Source organism: Mesorhizobium sp. M0701, from assembly GCF_040320365.1.
In the GTDB taxonomy this organism is placed as follows: domain Bacteria; phylum Pseudomonadota; class Alphaproteobacteria; order Rhizobiales; family Rhizobiaceae; genus Mesorhizobium.
In genome coordinates this window covers 341,172-359,994 of record NZ_JAMYPO010000001.1, presented here as the reverse complement: position 1 = coordinate 359,994, position 18,823 = coordinate 341,172, and the positions used below count along the sequence as shown (strand labels likewise).

Here is an 18,823-nt window from a genome sequence, read left to right as displayed (position 1 = left end):
CTGTGACCGCGCTGCGCTCTGATTCCGACATCGCATACACGCCAGTCCGCCGCGCCTCGATGACGCGGGCGTAATCAGCAAGCTCCTCCTGGTCTTCGCGAGGCCAAGCTTCCGCATGCCTTACCAGATTCTCAAGTGCCTTGGTGATCATACGGGCACTATAGCATACCGCTGCTGCTCGTGAACCTTGAACCGAACATGGCTCTGTGGCCCGCCTTAATGCGCCTCTTCCCAGTTGTTGGCGGCGCGGGCGTCGACGTGCAGCGGCACCGACATCGACACCGCCGGCATGGCGGCGTTCTCCATGACGTGGCAGACGACCGGGATCGTCGCCTCGACCTCGGCTTCGACCGTCTCGAAGACCAGTTCGTCATGCACCTGCAGCAGCATGCGGGCGGAAAGCCTGGCTTTTTCCAGCGCCTCGTCCATACGGATCATGGCGCGGCGGATGATGTCGGCGGCGGTGCCCTGCAGGCGTGCGTTGATCGAGGCGCGCTCGTTGAACGCCCGGACCGAAGGATTTGACGATCTGATTTCCGGATAGTGGATGCGGCGGCCGAAAATGGTCTCGACGAAGCCGTGCTCGCGGGCATAGGCCTTGGTCGCATCGATATAGTCGCGGATGCCGGGAAAGCGCTCGAAATATTTCTTGATGTAGTCGCCGGCTTCCTCGCGCGCGATCGACAGCTGGTTGGCGAGGCCAAAGGCCGAAATGCCGTAGATGATGCCGAAATTGATCGCCTTGGCACGGCGGCGCACTTCCGAAGGCATGCCCTCGACCGGCACGTTGAACATTTCAGACGCGGTGATGGCATGGATGTCGGCGCCGTCGGCGAAGGCCTGCTTGAGCTGCGGGATTTCGGCGACGTGGGCGAGCACGCGCAATTCGATCTGGCTGTAGTCGGCGGAAACCAGCTTGTTGCCCTTGTCCGCGATGAAGGCCGTCCTGATCTTTCGACCCTCGACGGTGCGCACCGGAATGTTCTGCAGATTGGGATCCGAGGACGACAGCCGCCCGGTCGTCGTCGCGGCAAGCGCGTAGGAGGTGTGGACGCGCTTGGTGTCGGGATGGATGAAGCCGGGCAGCGCATCGGTATAGGTCGATTTCAGCTTGGTCAGCTGGCGCCAGTCGACGATCTTGCGCGGCAATTCGTGGCCTTCGGCGGCGAGGTCTTCGAGAAGCTGCGCCGAGGTCGACCACTGGCCGGTCTTGGTTTTTGAACCGCCGGGCAGACCCATCCTGCCGAACAGGATGTCGCCGAGCTGTTTTGGCGAGCCGATGTTGATGCGTTCGCCGACCAGCTGGTAGATTTCGTCCTCAAGCCGTGCGGCACCCTGTGCCAGTTCGCCGGAGAGCCGCGACAGGATCTGCCGGTCGACGGAGATGCCGCGCTGTTCCATCCGCGCCAATACCGGCACCAGCGGCCGTTCCAGCCGTTCATAGACCGAGACCAGGCCCTTGGCGGCAAGCCGTGGCTTCAGCACCTGCCAGAGCCTGAGCGCGACGTCGGCGTGCTCGGCGCCGTAAGCCGTCGCCTTGCCGAGGTCGGCCTGATCGAGGCCGACGAAGCTTCTTCCCGAACCGGCCAGTTCCTTCAGCGGAATGGTCGCGTGGCCGAGCCATTTATCGGCCAGCGCCTCCAGGCCATGGCCACCGTGGGTGCCGGCCTCGAGCACGTAGGAGATCAGCATGGTGTCGTCATAGGGGCCGACCTCGATGCCGTGACGGCTCATGACGACAAGGCGGTATTTCATGTCGTGCACGATCTTGAGGACGGATTTGTCCTCGAGCAGCGGCTTGAGCAACGCCAGCGCGTCGCGGACCGGGACCTGGTTTTCGACCGCGCCGCCGCCGAGCAGGTCGCCATTGCCGTTTTTGTGGGCAAGCGGCACGTAGGCGGCGTGGCCAGGCGCGACGGCCATGGCAAGGCCGATCAGTTCTGCCCGCATCGGATCGGGCGAGGACGTCTTAACGTCGAAGGCGACAATGCCTCTCTCCATCGCCTCGGCGATCCAGGCCTTCAGCGTCGCGGCGTCGCGGATGCAGGCGTAGGCGCCGGTGTCGATCTTGCGGGCGGTGGCAGCCTCCAGGCGAAGCGCCGAAAGCAGGGATGGAGTGTCGCCTTGCTTGGCTGCGGCCGAAGCTTCGAGTGCCGCTTCGTCCGACGGCGGTGCGCTCTCGGCGGCCGCGGGCACGCCAAAACCCATATCGGGGCCATGCGCGGTATCGGCACGCTCTATGGTGACGGGGGTGGCTGGAACGTCGCCGGCGTCGGTTCCGGTCGCTTCGGCCACGCGGCGGGTCAGCGTCGAGAATTCCATGGTCTTGAGGAAGCCGATCAGCCTGGGGCCGTCCGGCGCATGCAATACGAATTCGTCAAGCCCTTCGGTCACCGGCACGTCGTTCTTCAGCCTCACCAGGTCACGCGAAATGCGTGCCTTGTCGGCATTGGCGATGATCGATTCGCGCCGCTTGTCCTGCTTGATCTCGCCGGCGCGGGCGAGCAGCGTGTCGAGGTCGCCGAACTGTTCGAGCAATTGCGCTGCCGTCTTCGGCCCGATGCCGGGCACGCCCGGCACATTGTCGACCGAATCGCCGGTCAGCGCCTGCAGGTCGATCATTTTCTGTGGCGGCACGCCCCATTTCTCGATCACCTCGGGAACGCCGATCTGGCGGTCCTTCATCGGGTCGTACATGGCAACCGTTGGGCCGACCAGTTGCATCAAGTCCTTGTCGGAAGAGATGATGGTGGTGTCGGCGCCGGCTTCGCAGGCAAGCCGGCAATAGGTGGCGATCAAATCGTCGGCCTCGTAGCCTTCCGTCTCAAGGCATGGCAGGTTGAAGGCCCTGGTCGCCTGGCGGATCAGGCCGAATTGCGGGATCAAATCTTCCGGCGGCGCCGAGCGGTTGGCTTTGTATTCGGGGTAGAGGTCGTTGCGGAAGGTCTTCGACGAATAGTCGAAAATCACGGCGAAATGCGTCGGCACGATGCCGACATCGGTGTTGCGGGCGTCCTGCGTCAGCTTCCAGACCATGTTGCAGAAGCCGAGCACGGCACTGGTCGGCAGCCCGTCGGACTTGCGGGACAGCGGCGGCAGCGCGTGATAGGCACGGAAGATGTAGCCGGAGCCGTCGACAAGGAAGAGATGATCGCCTTTTTTCATGGCACGAGGGAATAGCGCGGCGCAGCGCCGCGGTCCATGCCAAAGGCGGCTTGCGCCAAGGGTTCCGGCAACACCCTGACAAATGGCGTGCGAGCCTGGCCGGCCATGGCGGCCTGGCCGGAGCTTTGTTCGCTCACGCCTATGTTACAAAAGTGTAATTTTTGTGCCCTTGAATCGCCACGTTCGCAGACACAGATAAACGCCATCGGCAGTTTTCGCCGAAGTCCGGAGCAAGGCCCGTCCCCCGCCTATCCCGGACACTTGCGGCAGCCTATCCCCCCTCTCCGGGCTGCCGCATCGTTTCGAGTAAAGGCCGCCGTGGTTCCCCTCCACCACGGCGGCATTTTTTTGCCTTTGGACAGGAAGCTGTGGCCCAACGGTCGCGGGCTTTCCGTTTCGCCGCATGGGCCCTAGATTCGCCGCCAGAATCGAAAGGCCCCGCCAGATGTCCCCAGTTTCCCCTGTTCTCGACCGCCTAGACAAGAACTTCGACCAGAGCCTGGAACGCCTGTTCGGCCTGCTCGCCATCAAGTCGATCTCCACCGATCCCGACTACGCCGCCGACTGCCGCAAGGCCGCCGAATGGCTGGTCGCCGAGCTCAAGCTGATCGGCTTCGACGCCAGCGTGCGCGACACACCAGGGCATCCGATGGTGGTCGCGCATCACGATGGGCCGGCGGGCGCGCCGCATTTGCTGTTTTACGGCCATTACGACGTGCAGCCGGTCGATCCGATCGAGCTGTGGGAAAGCGACCCGTTCGCGCCGGCGGTCAAGGAGATCGAGCCCGGCCACAAGGTGATCACCGGCCGCGGCGCGGCCGACGACAAGGGCCAGCTGATGACCTTCGTCGAGGCCTGCCGCGCGTGGAAGCAGGTGCATGGCGGATTGCCGTGCCGAATCACAATCCTGTTCGAGGGCGAGGAGGAGTCCGGATCGCCGTCGCTGAAGCCGTTTCTCGAGGCGAATGCGGATGAGCTCAAGGCCGATTTCGCGCTGGTCTGCGACACCGGCATGTGGGACCGCGATACGCCGTCGATCTGCGTCTCGCTGCGCGGGCTGGTCGGCGAGGAGATCACGGTGACTGCCGCCGACCGCGACCTGCATTCCGGGCTCTATGGCGGTGCGGCCGCCAATCCGATCCGCATCCTGGCAAAGATCCTGGCCGACATCCACGATGCGGATGGTCACGTCGCCATTCCAGGTTTTTATGACGGCGTCGAGGAAACGCCGTCGCAGATATTGCAGTCGTGGCTGTCGCTCGGCGAGACGGCCGAGACCTTCCTCGGCCCGATTGGCCTGTCGATTCCGTCCGGCGAAAAGGGCCGCTCGGTGCTCGAACTGACCTGGGCGCGGCCGACGGCTGAGTTCAACGGCATTATCGGCGGCTATACCGGCAAGGGCTTCAAGACGGTGATCGCCGCGCAAGCCTCGGCAAAAGTCTCCTTCCGCCTGGTCCACAAACAGGATCCGGAAAAAATCCGCGCCGCCTTCCAGGCATTCGTCAGGCAGCGCGTTCCGGCCGACTGCTCGGTCGAATTCCACCCGCATGGCGGCTCGCCGGCGATCCAGCTGTCCTACGAATCGCCCTTCCTCGCCAAGGCCAAGCAGGCGCTGTCCGACGAATGGCCGAAGCCGGCGGTGGTGACCGGCAGCGGCGGCTCGATCCCGGTGGTCGGCGATTTCCAGGCCTATCTCGGCATGGAATCGCTGCTGGTCGGTTTCGGCCTCGACGACGACCGCATCCACTCGCCGAACGAGAAGTACGAGATGAGCTCCTTCCACAAGGGCCAGCGCTCCTGGGCGCGCATTCTCGAGGCGCTGACACGCTGAAATTGCGCCAGACTCAAGTTTTTGTTGATTTTTCGCCGGATCGCGGCAAGGACGGGCATGGTCTGTCGCGCATCGCTGCACGGGGCGGCGACCGGAGAAGACGATGAGCGACATACGTTTCCACAAAAACGATCTGCCCGGCCTGCTGCATTACGATGTCGGGGCGGTCGCCATCGACACCGAGACGCTGGGGCTGAACCCGCATCGCGACCGGCTCTGCGTCGTGCAGATCTCGCCTGGCGACGGCTCGGCCGACGTCATCCAGATCGCGCCCGGCCAGAAGAAGGCGCCGAACCTCGTCAGCCTGCTCAAGAACCGCAGCATCACCAAGCTCTTTCATTACGGCCGCTTCGATCTCGCCGTGCTCTACAATGCCTTCGGCATCATGCCGGAGCCGGTGTTCTGCACCAAGATCGCGTCGCGGCTGACGCGCACCTACACCGACCGGCACGGGTTGAAGGACATCTGCTTCGAGCTTCTCGGCGTCGGCCTGTCGAAGGCGCAGCAATCGTCGGACTGGGCGGCCGAGATACTGTCGCCCGAGCAGCTCGAATATGCCGCCTCCGACGTGCTCTATCTGCACCGGCTGCGCGACGTGCTCAGCGCGCGGCTGGCGCGCGACAACCGGACCAGGGAGGCCGATGCCTGCTTCCGCTTCCTGCCGACGCGTGCGAAACTCGACCTGATGGGCTGGGATGAAGAGGACATCTTCGCCCACAGCTGATGGCCTTCTGGCACTTTAACGCCGTCGGCCGGGAGGAATTGAAATGGCTGCGCGAAAACCAATCGAAACGGCACCCAGGGACGGTTCCAAGGTCACCGTCTACTGGCAGGACAGCGACGGCGTGATGAACGAGAGCATCGCGCAATACCGTTCGCTCGACCGGCTGAAGGCGGCCGGCGACGACTGGGACGAAAGCGACGCCGGCTGGTGGGCCTATACGGACGGCCATACGCAAAGGAAGATCGAGCCGATCAGCTGGCGGCCGGCCTCCGACGATGCGGATGCCGACGACTGAGGGTTGTCGCAACCGCCGACCTGAAGTGATTATTCTGAGGCAAAGCGTATTTTGTTCTTGCTTTGTGCCGGCAGCTATGCTACTAGTTCCGCTATGGTGCTCATTGGCTCCAACGACCCGCCCGCCGAGGCGGGTTTTTCATTTCCGGCTTTGGCGCTGTCGCGGGCCGCAGCCGTTCGGCAAGCGACTGAATACAGTTTACTTCGATTTTTCCCGACTTAACCCGCCTTTAAACCGCCGCATCTAGTCTTCAACCCCAACGCCATAGGCATGGGGAAGACAGCACAGCGCATGGCGAACCGGAAAGACAGCCGCATCGAGCCCAGCTTCGAGGCATCGCCGGCGGCGAGATCCTCGGCTGGTTTTTCGGTAAGCGAGGAGGACCGCGTCGTGCCGAGCAACCGAAAAGCCGCTGCAAAGCGCAAATCGTCCAAGGTCAAGCCGCCGCGCGGCGGGCGCGGCAAAAGCCGGCGCGGCGTCTTCGGCGTGCTTGCCCGGCTGTTCTACTGGTGCTTCGTGCTGGCCATCTGGGGCGGCATCGCCACTGCCGGCATCGTCGTCTATTACGGCGCGAAAATGCCGGCGGCCACCACCTGGGCCATTCCCGATCGCGCCCCCAACATCAAGATCGTCTCGGTCGACGGCCAGCTGCTTGGCAATCGCGGCATGAGCGGCGGCGAGGCCGTCGGCCTGCACGAAATGTCGCCCTATATTCCCGAGGCCGTCATCGCCATTGAAGACCGTCGTTTCTATTCGCATTTCGGCATCGACCCGATCGGCCTTTCCCGGGCCATGGTGACCAATGTGCTGGGCGGGCATTTTTCGCAGGGCGGCTCGACGCTGACCCAGCAGCTGGCCAAGAACCTGTTCCTGACGCCGGACCGCACGCTGGAACGCAAGGTGCAGGAAGTGCTTTTGGCGCTGTGGCTGGAGCACAAGCATACGAAGGACCAGATCCTCGAAATGTACCTCAATCGGGTTTATTTCGGCTCTGGCGCCTATGGTGTCGAAGCGGCCTCGCGCCGCTATTTTGGCAAGAGCGCGCGTGACGTCACGCTGTCGGAGGCCGCCCTTCTCGCCGGCCTGCTCAAGGCGCCGTCGCGGCTGTCGCCGGCGCGCGACCCGAAGGCGGCCGAGCAGCGCTCGCAGCTGGTGCTCGCCGCGATGCGCGACGAGGGCAAGATCAGCGCCAAGGAGCAGACCACGGCAATGAGCGCGCCGGCGACGCGTTCGCCGTCCTACTGGACCGGCTCGGAAAACTATGTCGCCGATACGATCATGGAAGAACTGCCCGACCTGATCGGCGACGTGCGCCGCGATATCGTCGTCGACACGACCGTCGATCTGACGCTGCAGAAGCTCGCCGAGCAATCGATCCGCCGGCTGATCGACCAGAGCGGCAAAAAACTCAATGTCAGCCAGGGCGCGCTGGTGTCGATCGACAATTCCGGCGCGGTGCGCGCGATGGTCGGCGGTTACGACTATTCGACCAGCCAGTTCGACCGCGCCTCGGAAGCGCGCCGGCAGCCGGGCTCGGCGTTCAAGCCGTTCGTCTATATGGCGGCGCTGGAATCCGGCCGTACGCCGGACAGCGTGCGCAACGACGCGCCGATCAAGATCGGCAACTGGACGCCCGACAATTACGGCGGCAAATATTTCGGCAAGGTGACGCTGGCGACGGCGCTGGCAAAATCGCTGAACTCGGTGGCCGCGCAGCTGACCATGGAAGTCGGGCCGAATGCGGTGGTCGAGGCGGCGCACCGCATGGGCATCCAGTCCGAGCTGACGGCCAACACATCGATCGCGCTCGGCACCTCGGAAGTGACGCCGCTGGAACTGACCTCGGCCTATGTTCCCTTCGCCAATGGCGGTTATAAGCCCGACATCCATTTCATCCGCCGGGTCACGACGAGCGACGGCAAGGTGCTCTACGAAAACAATGGCGGCGGTGCGCCGCGGGTCGTCAAGCCCGATGTCGTCGGCATGATGAACTCGATGATGACCGGCACGGTCGAGATCGGCACGGCCAGGAAGGCGGCGTTCGCCTGGCCGGCGGCCGGCAAGACCGGCACCAGCCAGAATTCGCGCGATGCCTGGTTCATCGGCTATACCGCCAATCTGACCACCGGCGTCTGGTTCGGCAACGATGACGGCAGCGCGATGAAGAAGGTCACCGGCGGCGCGCTGCCGGCGCAGGCCTGGCATGAGTTCATGGTCGCCGCGCATGAGGGCGTGCCGGTGCGGCCGCTGCCCGGAACCTGGAAGTCGACGCCGCCCGACACCATCGTCCCGGACGACATACCGTCCGACACAGCGCCGCCGGCGCCGGTCGCTTCCGTCGGCCAATCGGCGCCGCCTGCAGCAGCCACCCAGTCGCCTTCGCGTCCCGTGCGTTCTGCCGAGACAGTCGATGCCGGCGGCCTGGCCATGCCGGGCGTCGACAGCGCCACCGGATCGATCAAGCATCCGGTGCCGCCCGGCAATGTCGGCGGCCCGGTCAAGAAGCGGCAGACCTCGATATTGGACATTCTGACAGGCGGCTGAGCGACGGGCCCCTCGCCACCGCTGCCGCGTTCCGCTACATCTCCCGTTTGGAGACCGCGAATGGCAGAGACCGACACCAGAAAAACCATCGTGCTGACCGGCGCCAGCCGTGGCATCGGCCATGCCACTGTCAAGCGCTTTTCACGCGAAGGTTGGCGCGTCATCACCTGCTCGCGCCAGGCCTTTGCCGAGGACTGCCCGTGGCCGGCCGGACCTGAAGACCACATCAAGGTCGACCTCGCCGACCAGGAGGATGTCGGCATCGCCATCTCGGAAATCCGCCACCGGCTGGAGGCGCATGGCGGGCAGTTGCATGCGCTGGTCAACAATGCCGGCATCTCGCCCAAGCTCAAGGACGGCAACAGCCGCATGAACTCGATCGACACGCCGATGCATGTCTGGCGCGACGTCTTCCAGGTGAATTTCTTTGCGCCGATCATGCTGGCGCGCGGACTGTTCAAGGAATTGGCATCGGCCAAGGGCTCGATCGTCAACGTCACCTCGATCGCCGGCACCCGGGTGCACCCCTTCGCCGGCACCGCCTATGCGACGTCGAAGGCAGCACTCGGCTCGCTGACACGCGAGATGGCGCATGATTTCGGCCCGCACGGCATTCGCGTCAACGCCATTGCGCCGGGCGAGATCGACACCGCGATCCTGTCGCCGGGCACGGAAAAAATCGTCGAGACCATCCCGCTGAGAAGATTGGGCACCACGGCGGAAGTCGCCGACATCATCTTCTTCCTGTGCTCGCAGCAGGCGTCCTACGTGACCGGCTCGGAAATCCATATCAATGGCGGCCAGCACGTTTGAGCGAGCAGACCGATCGATATGCGCGTTTCACCGAAACCAACGTGGTTGGATCGCTTATTATCTACGAATGGGCCGCCAGTTTAGATATTTCCGGCGCGCGCGACATACTGGATCGCATAGTCGAGGTCCTCGGCTCTGAGCCTGATATCGCCACGGTCACCGACGAAAAGACGGGCAAGGATTATCTCTACCGAAACTTTGCGAAACGCGACGTCATAACCAAGAAAGATTGGCAGTCGGTCGGGTACTTGTGGAAGAGAAGTCCGGATGTGCTATCGGATTTTTCCATAGACATTGGTTGCTCTGTCGATCGTTTCAGGCTCTTCGAGATTCACATCGATCGAGCTGCTAACGCAGACGCGAAAAAAACCTTCGAAAGTATCATCAAACTGCTCGTTCAAGAGCTTCAGCCGATCTATGGCATAGGATTGTCAATGCCATATTTCTGGGGCCCAAGAGCGTTTGCGCATGGCTCAACGTCTTCCCGCTTCGCGACCGTCGACAAAACGTTCTATGGCCCGCCAGAACAGCTACGGGCCCAATCCTTTGTTTTCGGCCGGACCTTTCACGCGCGAAGTGATGAACGGCACCTCGACATAAATCTCCGTGATGTGTTCCCATTCAACTTGCTGTCCCAGGGGCATTTGGAACGTCGGATCGACCGCAAGCGGTTGCAGAATTGGATTCAAGACAACGCCTATGGTGTCTTGCGGCAACTGTCGCCTGTGTCATGGCGGTGGGATGTTCCGCCCGAAGACATTCAAAAAATCAGAAAATTTCTGATCGATGCAGGAATCACGATTGTGAAAGAGTAGCCGTCGTAGCGGTGTCGGCAGCCAAAGCCGGCTCGATCCTGCTCGCCGTCACCACCTCGACGATGCCGCGGGCGATCTCGCGTTCGCCCATGATGACGGTGTCGGCACCAAGGTTTTTGAGGTGCTCGACCGCGGCATCGGAATGGGCGCGGGCGATGATTTCGATTGTCGGATTGGCGGCGCGGGCGCGCAGCACGACCTGCCCGGCCTCGAAGGCGTTGGGAATGGCCAGGATCAGCCGCTTTGCGCCCTCGGGATTGGATGCGGCGAACACGTCGCCACCCGCCGCGTTGCCGGGTACGGTTTCGACGCCTTCGGCCTTGAGCTTCGCCAACGTCTTGTCGGCATCCTCGATGACGAGGAAGGGCAGGGCGGCCTGCTTCAGCGCCGTGCCGACGAGACTGCCGACGCGGCCGTAGCCGATCAGGATGGTGTGGCCGGTCAGCCTGGTCCTGGGCGGCGGGCCATCCTCGTTAGCAGGCGCCGCGACCGAGGCCACCTGGCCGGGCTCGGTCGCCGGGCCGATCGGCCTTGCTTCGCCGGACGGCGCCGTCCTGCCGGCGCGTGCTTCCAGCCAGGGTTTCATCCGGTCGACGGCAAGAAACATTAGCGGATTGAGGACGATCGACAGGATGGCGCCGGCGAGGATGAGGTCGCGGCCTTGTTCGGGCAGCAGTTTCAGCCCGACGCCGAGTTCAGCCAGGATGAACGAGAATTCGCCGATCTGAGCTAGGCTTGCCGAAATCATCAATGCGGTTGCGACCGGATAGCGGAAGACGACGACGATGACGAAGGCTGCCAGCGACTTGCCGACAACGATGATGGCTAGCGTCGCCAGGATCGGCCAGCCATTGCTGATCACGCTGAACGGGTCGAACAGCATGCCGACCGAAACGAAGAACAGCACGGAAAAGGCGTCGCGCAGCGGCAGCGATTCCTCGGCCGCCCGGTGGCTGAGCTCGGATTCGCTCATGATCATGCCGGCGAAGAAAGCGCCGAGAGCCAGCGACACGCCGAACAGCTTGGCCGCGCCGAAGGCGACGCCAAGCGCAATCGCAAGCACCGCCAACCGGAACAGTTCGCGCGATCCGGTATGGGCGACGTAGTGCAGGATCCAGGGGATAAGCCGGCGGCCGACCACCAGCATGACCACGACAAAGGCCGCGACCTTGGCCAGTGTGACGGCGACGACGCCCCAGACACCGTAGCTCGCCGGCAGCGACAGCAGACCGCTGGAGTGCACCTCCACCTGCTCCCGGCCGCCGAGCACGCCGGCCAATGCCGGCAAAAGCACCAGCGCCAGCACCATCGCCAGATCCTCGACGATCAGCCAGCCGACGGCGATGCGGCCGCGCTCGGTCTCGATCAGCCGCCGCTCCTGCAGGGCGCGCAACAGCACCACGGTCGAGGCCACGGAAAGCGCCAGGCCGAAGACCAGTCCCGCGCCCATCGACCAGCCGAGCATCCAGGCAAGGCCGGCGCCGAGGGCTGTCGCGAAGCCGATCTGCACAATGGCGCCGGGCACGGCGATGGCGCGGACCGACAACAGGTCCTTCAGCGAGAAATGCAGGCCGACGCCGAACATCAGCAGGATGACGCCGATCTCGGCAAGTTCATTGGCGAGGCCGGCATCGGCGACGAAACCCGGCGTGTTCGGTCCAACCAGAACGCCGGCGATGAGATAGCCTACCAGCGGCGGCACGCGAAAACGGTTGGCAAGTGCGCCGAAGACGAAAGCCAGCCCCAGACCGGCGACGATGGTGGCGATAAGGGGCGTGTCATGCGGCATTGTCTATGGAGCGCCTTCAGGAATCGCGATGTCGGACATGCGCCGTCCAAAAGCCGCCGCCGTGGCAGTATGGAGGCTGCGACAGTCGCGAGACAACCCCGCATTCCTCATGAAATCGATGACAAAGCAGCAAAAGACGGAGAGCCGGCAAGCGTTGCCACCCAGCGCGGCCTGCTCCAAGCAGGCGCTTGCTACGGAAACGAAAGTTGCGCGCCGCCGATGCCGATCAGGTCGCCTGCAGCAGGTTCTCGATATCGGGTATGCTGTGGTTGGTCAGCGTCTTTGGAATTTCGGCCGTTATCTTGTCGGTAACCTCCTTGTGCAGTTTCCTGCGCATGTCGCCCAGCACCGGCGGCGGCGCGATCAGCACGATCTCCTTGAAGCTGCCGCGATGCGCCAGCTTGTAGAGCCTGTCGGCAATCTCTTCGGCAAAACGCTCCTTGCCGAGACGGTGCCAGTCGGTGTCCTCGACCGCACTGCGGTGGACGGAAGGGCCGTCGCTGTAGCGGCCGGGGCGGTCCGTGCCCTGTTCTCGGGTTGCCGGATTTTCCTGCTCCATCTCGTGCACGACCTGAAGGTCGGGATATTGGACGTCTCCACGGTTCTCGAGGAACAGCGCCTTTTCGCCATCTGCCACCACGATCCACAGTCCGCGTTTCAGTCTGACGTTGCTCATGGGGCGCTCCTTTTTTGATTTTTCGAGCCCATCGCCGGGCCTTTGCCGCAGGGGTGTGACCGGGCCTGGGTCCATAGAGCAAACGCGTGCCGAGGCGGGAATGTTCCGGCACTCGGACCCGGTGCTCCGACAAGGGCCGGCGAGAGTGCGGGGCTGCCGTCGATCGCTCGGTCAGCATCCGGCGGCTTAATCTACTAAATTGATAGAATTTAGAAAAATCTGTTTTGTGGTTAGCTCCTCTGGCCGCTAAAAAGGCAGCGGATCAAGGGCTGCAACAGCAGCTTCAATCTGCTCCGCATTTGAATGTGGAATATTTTTCTCTTGGCCTTCATGCTTGCAGAAAAGAGATTGCCTGCTACGAAGCGATGCGCGAGTGGGTGCCTTCTGGTTTTTCGCGCCCCCGCGTAGAACTGACAAACGGTTCCAGGATTCCGCTCGTCATGCCGCAAGCCACGCCCAAGCTCAATGCCTTTCCCGTCTTCATGCGGGTCGAGGGCGAAGCCGTAGCCATCGTCGGCGGCGGCGAGGAGGCGCTGGCCAAGGCGCGGCTGCTCGCGCAGTCGAGCGCTGTGCTGCGCATCGTCAGCGATGAAACAAGCCCGGAGCTGCTGGCCTTTATCGCCGAGACGGGGGCCGCCCACATCGCCGACGCCTATGATGCAGCACATCTCAATGGTGCGGTGATGGTGTTTGCCGCCAGCGGCGACGAGGCGCTCGATCGCCGCGTTGCCGGGGATGCGCGCCGGCTGGGCATTCCGGTCAATGCCGTCGACCGGCCGGAGCTATGCGATTTCTTCACGCCGGCACTGGTCAACCGCGCGCCGGTCGCCATTGCCATCGGCACGGAAGGTGCCGGCCCGGTGCTGGCGCAGATGCTGCGCAGCCGCATCGACCGCATGCTGTCGCCCTCGCTCGGTCCGCTCGCAACTCTCGCCGCATCGTTTCGCGACACCGCCGAAAGACTGCTGCCGAAGGGCAATGCCCGCCGCCGCTTCTGGAGCGATTTCTTTGGCGGCGCGCCGGCCCGCGCTGTCGAGGCCGGCGAGCTTTCGCAGGCGCATGATGCGGCCGTCGGCCTGCTGCTTTCGAAAGAACCGGCATCGGGCCATATCGCGCTTGTAGGCGCCGGTCCAGGCGCCGAGGACCTTTTGACGCTGCGCGCCCATCGCCTGCTGATGGAAGCCGACGTGATCGTCCATGACGCGCTGGTGCCGGAGGCGATCGTCGCCATGGGCCGCCGCGATGCCGAGCGCCTGCCGGTCGGCAAGCGCAAGGGCTGCCATTCCAAGAGCCAGGCCGAGATCAATGCGCTGCTGGTCGAGCTTGGCCACGCCGGCAAGCGTGTCGTGCGGCTGAAGTCCGGCGACCCGCTGGTGTTCGGCCGGGCCGGCGAGGAGATGGCGGCACTTCGCGATGCCGGCGTCGCCTACGAAGTGGTTCCGGGCGTCACCGCAGCCTTCGCCGCCGCCGCCGATTTCGAACTGCCGCTGACGCTGCGCGGCGTGTCGTCGTCGATGGTGTTCACCACCGGCCATGACCTCAAGGGAAATTCGCTGCCAGATTGGGCAAAGCTCGCCATTTCCGGCGCGACGGTCGCCGTCTATATGGGCCGCTCGGTCGCTGCAGAGGTCGCCGGCCGGCTGATCGAAGCCGGCCTGTCGCCGGATACGGCCGTCGCCGTGGTCGAGAATGCCAGCCTTGCCAACCGCCGCCGTTTCCACGGCACGCTCGCCGACCTGCCGTCGCTGGAGGCGCGTGCCGACCTCAGCGGCCCGGTGATGACCATCATCGGCGACGCTGTCGCCGGCGCCAATTTCGAACGGTCCGAGCCACTGGCGGCACACAGGCAGGAAAGCGTGGCCCGTGCTGCCGCGCAAGGAGTGAACCAATGAAAGTCCTGACCGCGAACCGCCTCGCCGACGGCATAGCCGTCTGGTACGCCAATGGCGGCTGGGCCGAGACCATCGACCATGCCGACATCGCCCATGACAAGGCGGCCGAGGACCGGCTGGAGGCGATCGGCGCCAAGGCCTCCGCCAACAACGAAGTGGTCGACGTCAACCTGATCGACGTGACCGTGGCCAACGGCACGGTCGAAGCGGTCCGGCTGCGTGAAAAGATCCGTGCCGCCGGCCCGACCACCCGCAACGACCTGGGCAAGCAGGCCCGTCCGCAAGCCCGCGCGGCGTAAACGACCACACACTGATGAAACGGGCGGACGCGCCCGGAAAGACCTGAATATGTACCGTTACGATGAGTTCGACCACGATTTCGTCAAGGCCCGCGTCGCCGAGTTCAGCGACCAGGTCGCACGGCGGCTTGCCGGCGAGATCACCGAGGACCAGTTCCGGCCGCTGCGGCTGATGAACGGAGTCTATCTGCAACTGCATGCCTATATGCTGCGCATCGCGGTGCCCTACGGCACGCTGAACAGCAAGCAGCTGCGCATGCTCGGCCACATCGCCCGCAAATACGACAAAGGTTACGGCCATTTCACGACACGCCAGAACATCCAGTTCAACTGGCCGGCGCTGTCGGACATCCCGGCGATCCTGGCCGATCTGGCAAGCGTCGAGATGCACGCCATCCAGACCAGCGGCAATTGCATCCGCAACGTCACCGCCGACCACTTCGCCGGCGCCGCCGCTGACGAGGTTGCCGATCCGCGCCCCTATGCCGAAATCCTGCGGCAATGGTCCTCGGTGCATCCGGAGTTCTCGTTCCTGCCGCGAAAATTCAAGATCGCGGTGACCGGCGCCGAGCGCGACCGCGCCGCCATCCAGACGCATGACATTGGCCTGCATCTGAAGAAGAACGCCGCTGGCGAGCTCGGTTTCGCCGTCTATGTCGGCGGCGGCCAGGGCCGCACGCCGATGGTCGCCAAGAAGATCCGCGATTTCCTGCCCGAAGCGGATCTGTTGTCCTATTGCACGGCGATCCTGCGCGTTTACAACCTCTACGGCCGTCGCGACAACAAGTTCAAGGCGCGCATCAAGATCCTGGTCCATGAGACCGGCGTCGAGGAGATCACCCGCCAGGTCGAGGCCGAATGGCAGGAGTTGAAGGACGCCGAGCTGAGGCTGCCGGAAGAAGACATCCGCGCCATCGACGCCTATTTCGCGCCGCCGGCGCTTGTCGACCGGCCGGAAGGCGATGAGGCGGTCAAGCTTGCCCGCCTCGACTCCAAGAGCTTTTCCGAATGGCTGGACCAGAATGTGGTCACCCATCGCCATCCCGACTACGCGGCGGTGACCATCTCGCTCAAGGGCATCGGCGAGACGCCCGGCGATGCCTCCGACAGCCAGATGGAAGCGGTCGCCGACATTGTCGAAAAATATTCATTCGACGAGTTGCGCGTCAGCCACGAGCAGAACCTGATCCTGCCGCATGTGGCGCGTGCCGACCTCAAGGCGGTCTATGACGCGCTTGTCGATATCGGGCTGGCGACGGCCAATTCCAACCTGATCAGCGACATCATCTCCTGCCCCGGCCTCGACTATTGCGCGCTGGCAACGGCGCGTTCCATTCCCGTGGCGCAGGAAATCTCGCGGCGCTTTGCTTCGCTGGAGCGCCAGCGCGACATCGGCGAATTGAAGCTGAAGATTTCCGGCTGCATCAATGCCTGCGGCCATCACCATGTCGGCCATATCGGCATCCTCGGGGTCGAGAAGAAAGGCGCCGAGCTCTACCAGGTGACGCTCGGCGGCTCGGCCGACGAGAACACCTCGGTCGGCGAGATCATCGGCCGCGGCTTCAGTTCGGAAGAGATCACCGATGCCATCGAGCAGATCGTCGAGACCTATCTCGGGCTTCGGCTGGACAGAAACGAAAGATTCATCGACGCCTACCGCCGAGTCGGTCCCGCGCCGTTCAAGGAGGCGCTCTATGCTGGCGAAGCCAAGGCCGCTTGACCGTATCGTCGACGTCGAGGCCGGCATCGCCGCCCAAGCAGCGGGTCTCGACGCGCTCTACGGCCATCTGAAGCCGCTGGAGATCATCGAGCGGTCGACCCGGGAGTTCTTTCACGGCGAAATCGCCGCCGTCTCGTCCTTCGGCGCGGATTCGGCGGTGCTGCTGCACATGATCGCCGAGATCGACCGGACGCTGCCGGTGATCTTTCTCGACACCGGCAAGCATTTCGAGGAGACGCTCGGCTATCGTGACGCGCTGGCCGCCGATTTCGGGCTGAGCGATATCCGGGTGATCAGGCCCGACGATGTGGCGCTGGCAAGGATCGACCCGACCGGCAATCTGAACGAGACCGACACCGACGCCTGCTGCGACGTCCGCAAGGTCGAGCCGCTGGCGCGCGGCGTCGAGCCGTTCCGCGCCTGGTTCACCGGCCGCAAGCGCTTCCAGGCGGCGACCCGGGCAGCGCTGCCGGTGTTCGAGGCGGTCGGCTCGCGCATCCGCATCAATCCGCTGGCGCACTGGACGACATCGGACCAGGCCGGCTACATGCGCGCGCATGCGCTGCGTGAGAACCCGCTGGTCGCCTATGGCTATCTGTCGATCGGCTGTTTCCCATGCACGCAGCCGGTGCAACCGGGCGACGATGCGCGCAGCGGCCGCTGGGCCGGGCACGCCAAGACCGAATGCGGCATCCACTTGTCGGGGCTGGAAAGGTCGCTGACCGACGCCTCGCTTTAGGATATGTTGATATTCAGCCGGCCTGCAAACGGCGGCTTCCTGCGCTTCCGGCGCTCACGTACCCAAAGTACGCTCCGCTCCGGTTCTCGGAAGCCACGCAGTTTGGTCGCTTCGCGCCCGCCTTCGGTTCCGGCTCGGCCTGACCTGAATCTCAACGCACCCTGAGGTGCACCTTAGAATCTTTGGACTTGGGAATTTTCTTGATGAGCGATTTGATAGCCGAAAACGCCATGCGGCTGTGGACACCGGATGGGTTCCGCGAGGACGAGTGGGTTCATGCCGAAAGTGCCGAGGCGCTGGTCGGCAATGGCCGTTTCATCCTGCCGTTGCAAGCGTTTCTCGGCCTCGATCCGGAGGTGCGGCGGTCGGCGAAGGAGCGCATCGGTGTGCTGCTGCAGCCGGGCGATCAGCTCGAAAAGATCGCAGGCCTGCTCGATCAGCTGTCGCTGGTGGCGCTGGCATTTCCGGCGTTCAATGACGGCCGCTCGTTCTCCAAGGGCGAATTGCTGCGCAGCCGTTATCATTTTGCAGGCGCTATGCGAGCCACCGGGCAGGTGCTGATTGATCAGCTGCCGCATATGCTGCGCCTCGGCTTCGATGAATTCGAGATATCGCACCCGGTGCTGCTGAAGCGGCTCGAGCAAGGCCGCACAGGCGGACTGCCGCTGTTCTATCAGCCGGCGGTGAAGCCGGAGGCCAAAGGCCCGAAATATTCCTGGCGGCGGGTGCGCGCCGGCTGATCCGCTCCAGAGGGCCAGAAGCCTTCTGGTCGGACCACATTCCCGATTCAGCCTTTTATTTTGCGCCTCTCCGCCTTAGGATAGACCCATTATTTCGCGATCCGAATAAATGTGGCCACAAGGGAGGAACCGGGTATGGCTGGCAAGAAGATATTGATGCTCGTTGGCGAGTTCAGCGAGGAGTACGAGATTTTCGTCTTTGAACAGGCCATGCATGCGGTGGGCCACACCGTCCATGTCGTTTGCCCCGACAAGAAGGCCGGCGATATCCTGAAGACCTCGCTGCACGACTTCGAGGGCCACCAGACCTATACGGAAAAGCTCGGCCACGACTACATTCTCAACAAGACGTTTTCCGAGGTCAATCCGGCCGACTACGATGCCGTCTACGCGGCGGGCGGGCGCGGCCCGGAATATATCCGCATCGACAAGCGCGTGCAGGCGCTGGTGCGGCATTTCCATGAGACGGGAAAACCGATCTTCACCATCTGCCACGGCGTGCAGATCCTGATCGCGGTCGACGGCGTGGTGCGCGGCCGCGAAGTCGCGGCGCTGCAATATTGCGAGCCGGAAGTCACGCTGGCCGGCGGCATCTATATCGATGTTGCGCCGACCGGCGCCCATGTCGACGGCAATCTGGTGTCGGCCAAGGGCTGGCCGGGCCTTGCCGCGTTCATGCGCGAATGCCTGAAAGTGCTGGGCACCGAGATCCGCCAGGGCGAGATCCTGATGCGCGACCAGCGCCAGGCGGCTTAAGCTCGGAATGTGGAGCCCGCCGCCG

The 18,823-nt window shown here is 63.8% G+C and carries 15 protein-coding genes; 12 read left to right on the top strand and 3 right to left on the bottom strand.

Translation table 11 applies throughout. The features are described 5' to 3' along the window. Positions 1-216 precede the first annotated feature (216 nt). Entirely contained in the window at positions 217-3,165 is a 2,949-nt protein-coding gene (polA, locus tag NKI24_RS01775; RefSeq protein ID WP_352742997.1) for a DNA polymerase I, read from the bottom strand. A 445-nt stretch (positions 3,166-3,610) separates the two neighbouring features. Between polA and NKI24_RS01770 the strand changes: the two genes are divergently transcribed. The 6 genes from NKI24_RS01770 (at position 3,611) to NKI24_RS01745 (ending at position 10,187) form a co-directional block, all read left to right on the top strand. Further along, positions 3,611-4,996, top strand: a complete 1,386-nt coding sequence (locus tag NKI24_RS01770; RefSeq protein WP_352742995.1) for a M20/M25/M40 family metallo-hydrolase — start codon at positions 3,611-3,613, stop codon at positions 4,994-4,996. A 103-nt stretch (positions 4,997-5,099) separates the two neighbouring features. Beyond that, on the top strand, positions 5,100-5,720 hold the full coding sequence (locus NKI24_RS01765; protein WP_352742993.1) for a ribonuclease D: 621 nt from the start codon (positions 5,100-5,102) through the stop codon (positions 5,718-5,720). 43 nt (positions 5,721-5,763) lie between these two features. Then, complete coding sequence (locus NKI24_RS01760) at positions 5,764-6,015, top strand: hypothetical protein (RefSeq protein ID WP_352742991.1); 252 nt, start codon at positions 5,764-5,766, stop codon at positions 6,013-6,015. 291 nt (positions 6,016-6,306) lie between these two features. Beyond that, positions 6,307-8,559 (top strand): transglycosylase domain-containing protein, encoded by a 2,253-nt coding sequence (locus NKI24_RS01755; RefSeq protein ID WP_352742989.1) that lies wholly within the window; start codon positions 6,307-6,309, stop codon positions 8,557-8,559. 60 nt (positions 8,560-8,619) lie between these two features. After that, positions 8,620-9,372, top strand: coding sequence for an SDR family NAD(P)-dependent oxidoreductase (locus NKI24_RS01750; RefSeq protein ID WP_023675240.1), 753 nt, complete (start codon positions 8,620-8,622; stop codon positions 9,370-9,372). Then, positions 9,369-10,187 carry a hypothetical protein gene (locus NKI24_RS01745; RefSeq protein ID WP_352742987.1) on the top strand — a complete coding sequence of 273 codons (819 nt, stop codon included), beginning with the start codon at positions 9,369-9,371 and terminating at the stop codon, positions 10,185-10,187. The genes NKI24_RS01750 and NKI24_RS01745 overlap by 4 nt, the downstream gene beginning before the upstream one ends. Here the strand turns inward: NKI24_RS01745 and NKI24_RS01740 are convergent. Beyond that, a complete protein-coding gene (locus NKI24_RS01740; RefSeq protein ID WP_352742985.1) occupies positions 10,168-11,976 on the bottom strand; it encodes a cation:proton antiporter domain-containing protein in 1,809 nt (602 codons plus the stop codon). The two genes, NKI24_RS01745 and NKI24_RS01740, sit on opposite strands and share 20 nt — an antisense overlap. Before the next feature lie 226 nt (positions 11,977-12,202). Continuing rightward, positions 12,203-12,652 carry a baeRF12 domain-containing protein gene (locus tag NKI24_RS01735; protein ID WP_023675241.1) on the bottom strand — a complete coding sequence of 150 codons (450 nt, stop codon included), beginning with the start codon at positions 12,650-12,652 and terminating at the stop codon, positions 12,203-12,205. Between the two features lie 440 nt (positions 12,653-13,092). On the opposite strand from NKI24_RS01735, the gene cysG reads away from it, so the two are divergent. From cysG to NKI24_RS01705, 6 genes are all read left to right on the top strand, one after another. Further along, on the top strand, positions 13,093-14,544 hold the full coding sequence (gene cysG, locus NKI24_RS01730) for a siroheme synthase CysG (protein ID WP_352742983.1): 1,452 nt from the start codon (positions 13,093-13,095) through the stop codon (positions 14,542-14,544). Next, entirely contained in the window at positions 14,541-14,843 is a 303-nt protein-coding gene (locus NKI24_RS01725; RefSeq protein ID WP_352448341.1) for a DUF2849 domain-containing protein, read from the top strand. The genes cysG and NKI24_RS01725 overlap by 4 nt, the downstream gene beginning before the upstream one ends. A gap of 49 nt (positions 14,844-14,892) precedes the next feature. Beyond that, positions 14,893-16,563, top strand: a complete 1,671-nt coding sequence (locus NKI24_RS01720; RefSeq protein WP_352742980.1) for a nitrite/sulfite reductase — start codon at positions 14,893-14,895, stop codon at positions 16,561-16,563. Next, positions 16,538-17,302 (top strand): phosphoadenylyl-sulfate reductase, encoded by a 765-nt coding sequence (locus NKI24_RS01715; protein WP_352742978.1) that lies wholly within the window; start codon positions 16,538-16,540, stop codon positions 17,300-17,302. The genes NKI24_RS01720 and NKI24_RS01715 overlap by 26 nt, the downstream gene beginning before the upstream one ends. A gap of 203 nt (positions 17,303-17,505) precedes the next feature. Then, positions 17,506-18,042: a DUF934 domain-containing protein gene (locus NKI24_RS01710; RefSeq protein ID WP_352742213.1), complete on the top strand. Its 537-nt coding sequence runs from the start codon at positions 17,506-17,508 to the stop codon at positions 18,040-18,042. Between the two features lie 135 nt (positions 18,043-18,177). After that, positions 18,178-18,798: a DJ-1/PfpI family protein gene (locus NKI24_RS01705; protein WP_023675247.1), complete on the top strand. Its 621-nt coding sequence runs from the start codon at positions 18,178-18,180 to the stop codon at positions 18,796-18,798. Positions 18,799-18,823 lie beyond the last annotated feature (25 nt).

Bases quoted from the DNA above. Each gene is read 5' to 3' on its own strand.
- NKI24_RS01705 (WP_023675247.1), top strand. From the start codon at position 18,178: ATGGCTGGCAAGAAGATATTGATGCTCGTTGGCGAGTTCAGCGAGGAG.
- NKI24_RS01735 (WP_023675241.1), bottom strand. From the start codon at position 12,652: ATGAGCAACGTCAGACTGAAACGCGGACTGTGGATCGTGGTGGCAGAT.
- NKI24_RS01715 (WP_352742978.1), top strand. From the start codon at position 16,538: ATGCTGGCGAAGCCAAGGCCGCTTGACCGTATCGTCGACGTCGAGGCC.
- NKI24_RS01755 (WP_352742989.1), top strand. From the start codon at position 6,307: ATGGCGAACCGGAAAGACAGCCGCATCGAGCCCAGCTTCGAGGCATCG.
- cysG (WP_352742983.1), top strand. From the start codon at position 13,093: ATGCCGCAAGCCACGCCCAAGCTCAATGCCTTTCCCGTCTTCATGCGG.
- NKI24_RS01720 (WP_352742980.1), top strand. From the start codon at position 14,893: ATGTACCGTTACGATGAGTTCGACCACGATTTCGTCAAGGCCCGCGTC.
- NKI24_RS01740 (WP_352742985.1), bottom strand. From the start codon at position 11,976: ATGCCGCATGACACGCCCCTTATCGCCACCATCGTCGCCGGTCTGGGG.
- NKI24_RS01725 (WP_352448341.1), top strand. From the start codon at position 14,541: ATGAAAGTCCTGACCGCGAACCGCCTCGCCGACGGCATAGCCGTCTGG.
- polA (WP_352742997.1), bottom strand. From the start codon at position 3,165: ATGAAAAAAGGCGATCATCTCTTCCTTGTCGACGGCTCCGGCTACATC.
- NKI24_RS01710 (WP_352742213.1), top strand. From the start codon at position 17,506: ATGAGCGATTTGATAGCCGAAAACGCCATGCGGCTGTGGACACCGGAT.
- NKI24_RS01770 (WP_352742995.1), top strand. From the start codon at position 3,611: ATGTCCCCAGTTTCCCCTGTTCTCGACCGCCTAGACAAGAACTTCGAC.
- NKI24_RS01760 (WP_352742991.1), top strand. From the start codon at position 5,764: ATGGCTGCGCGAAAACCAATCGAAACGGCACCCAGGGACGGTTCCAAG.
- NKI24_RS01765 (WP_352742993.1), top strand. From the start codon at position 5,100: ATGAGCGACATACGTTTCCACAAAAACGATCTGCCCGGCCTGCTGCAT.
- NKI24_RS01750 (WP_023675240.1), top strand. From the start codon at position 8,620: ATGGCAGAGACCGACACCAGAAAAACCATCGTGCTGACCGGCGCCAGC.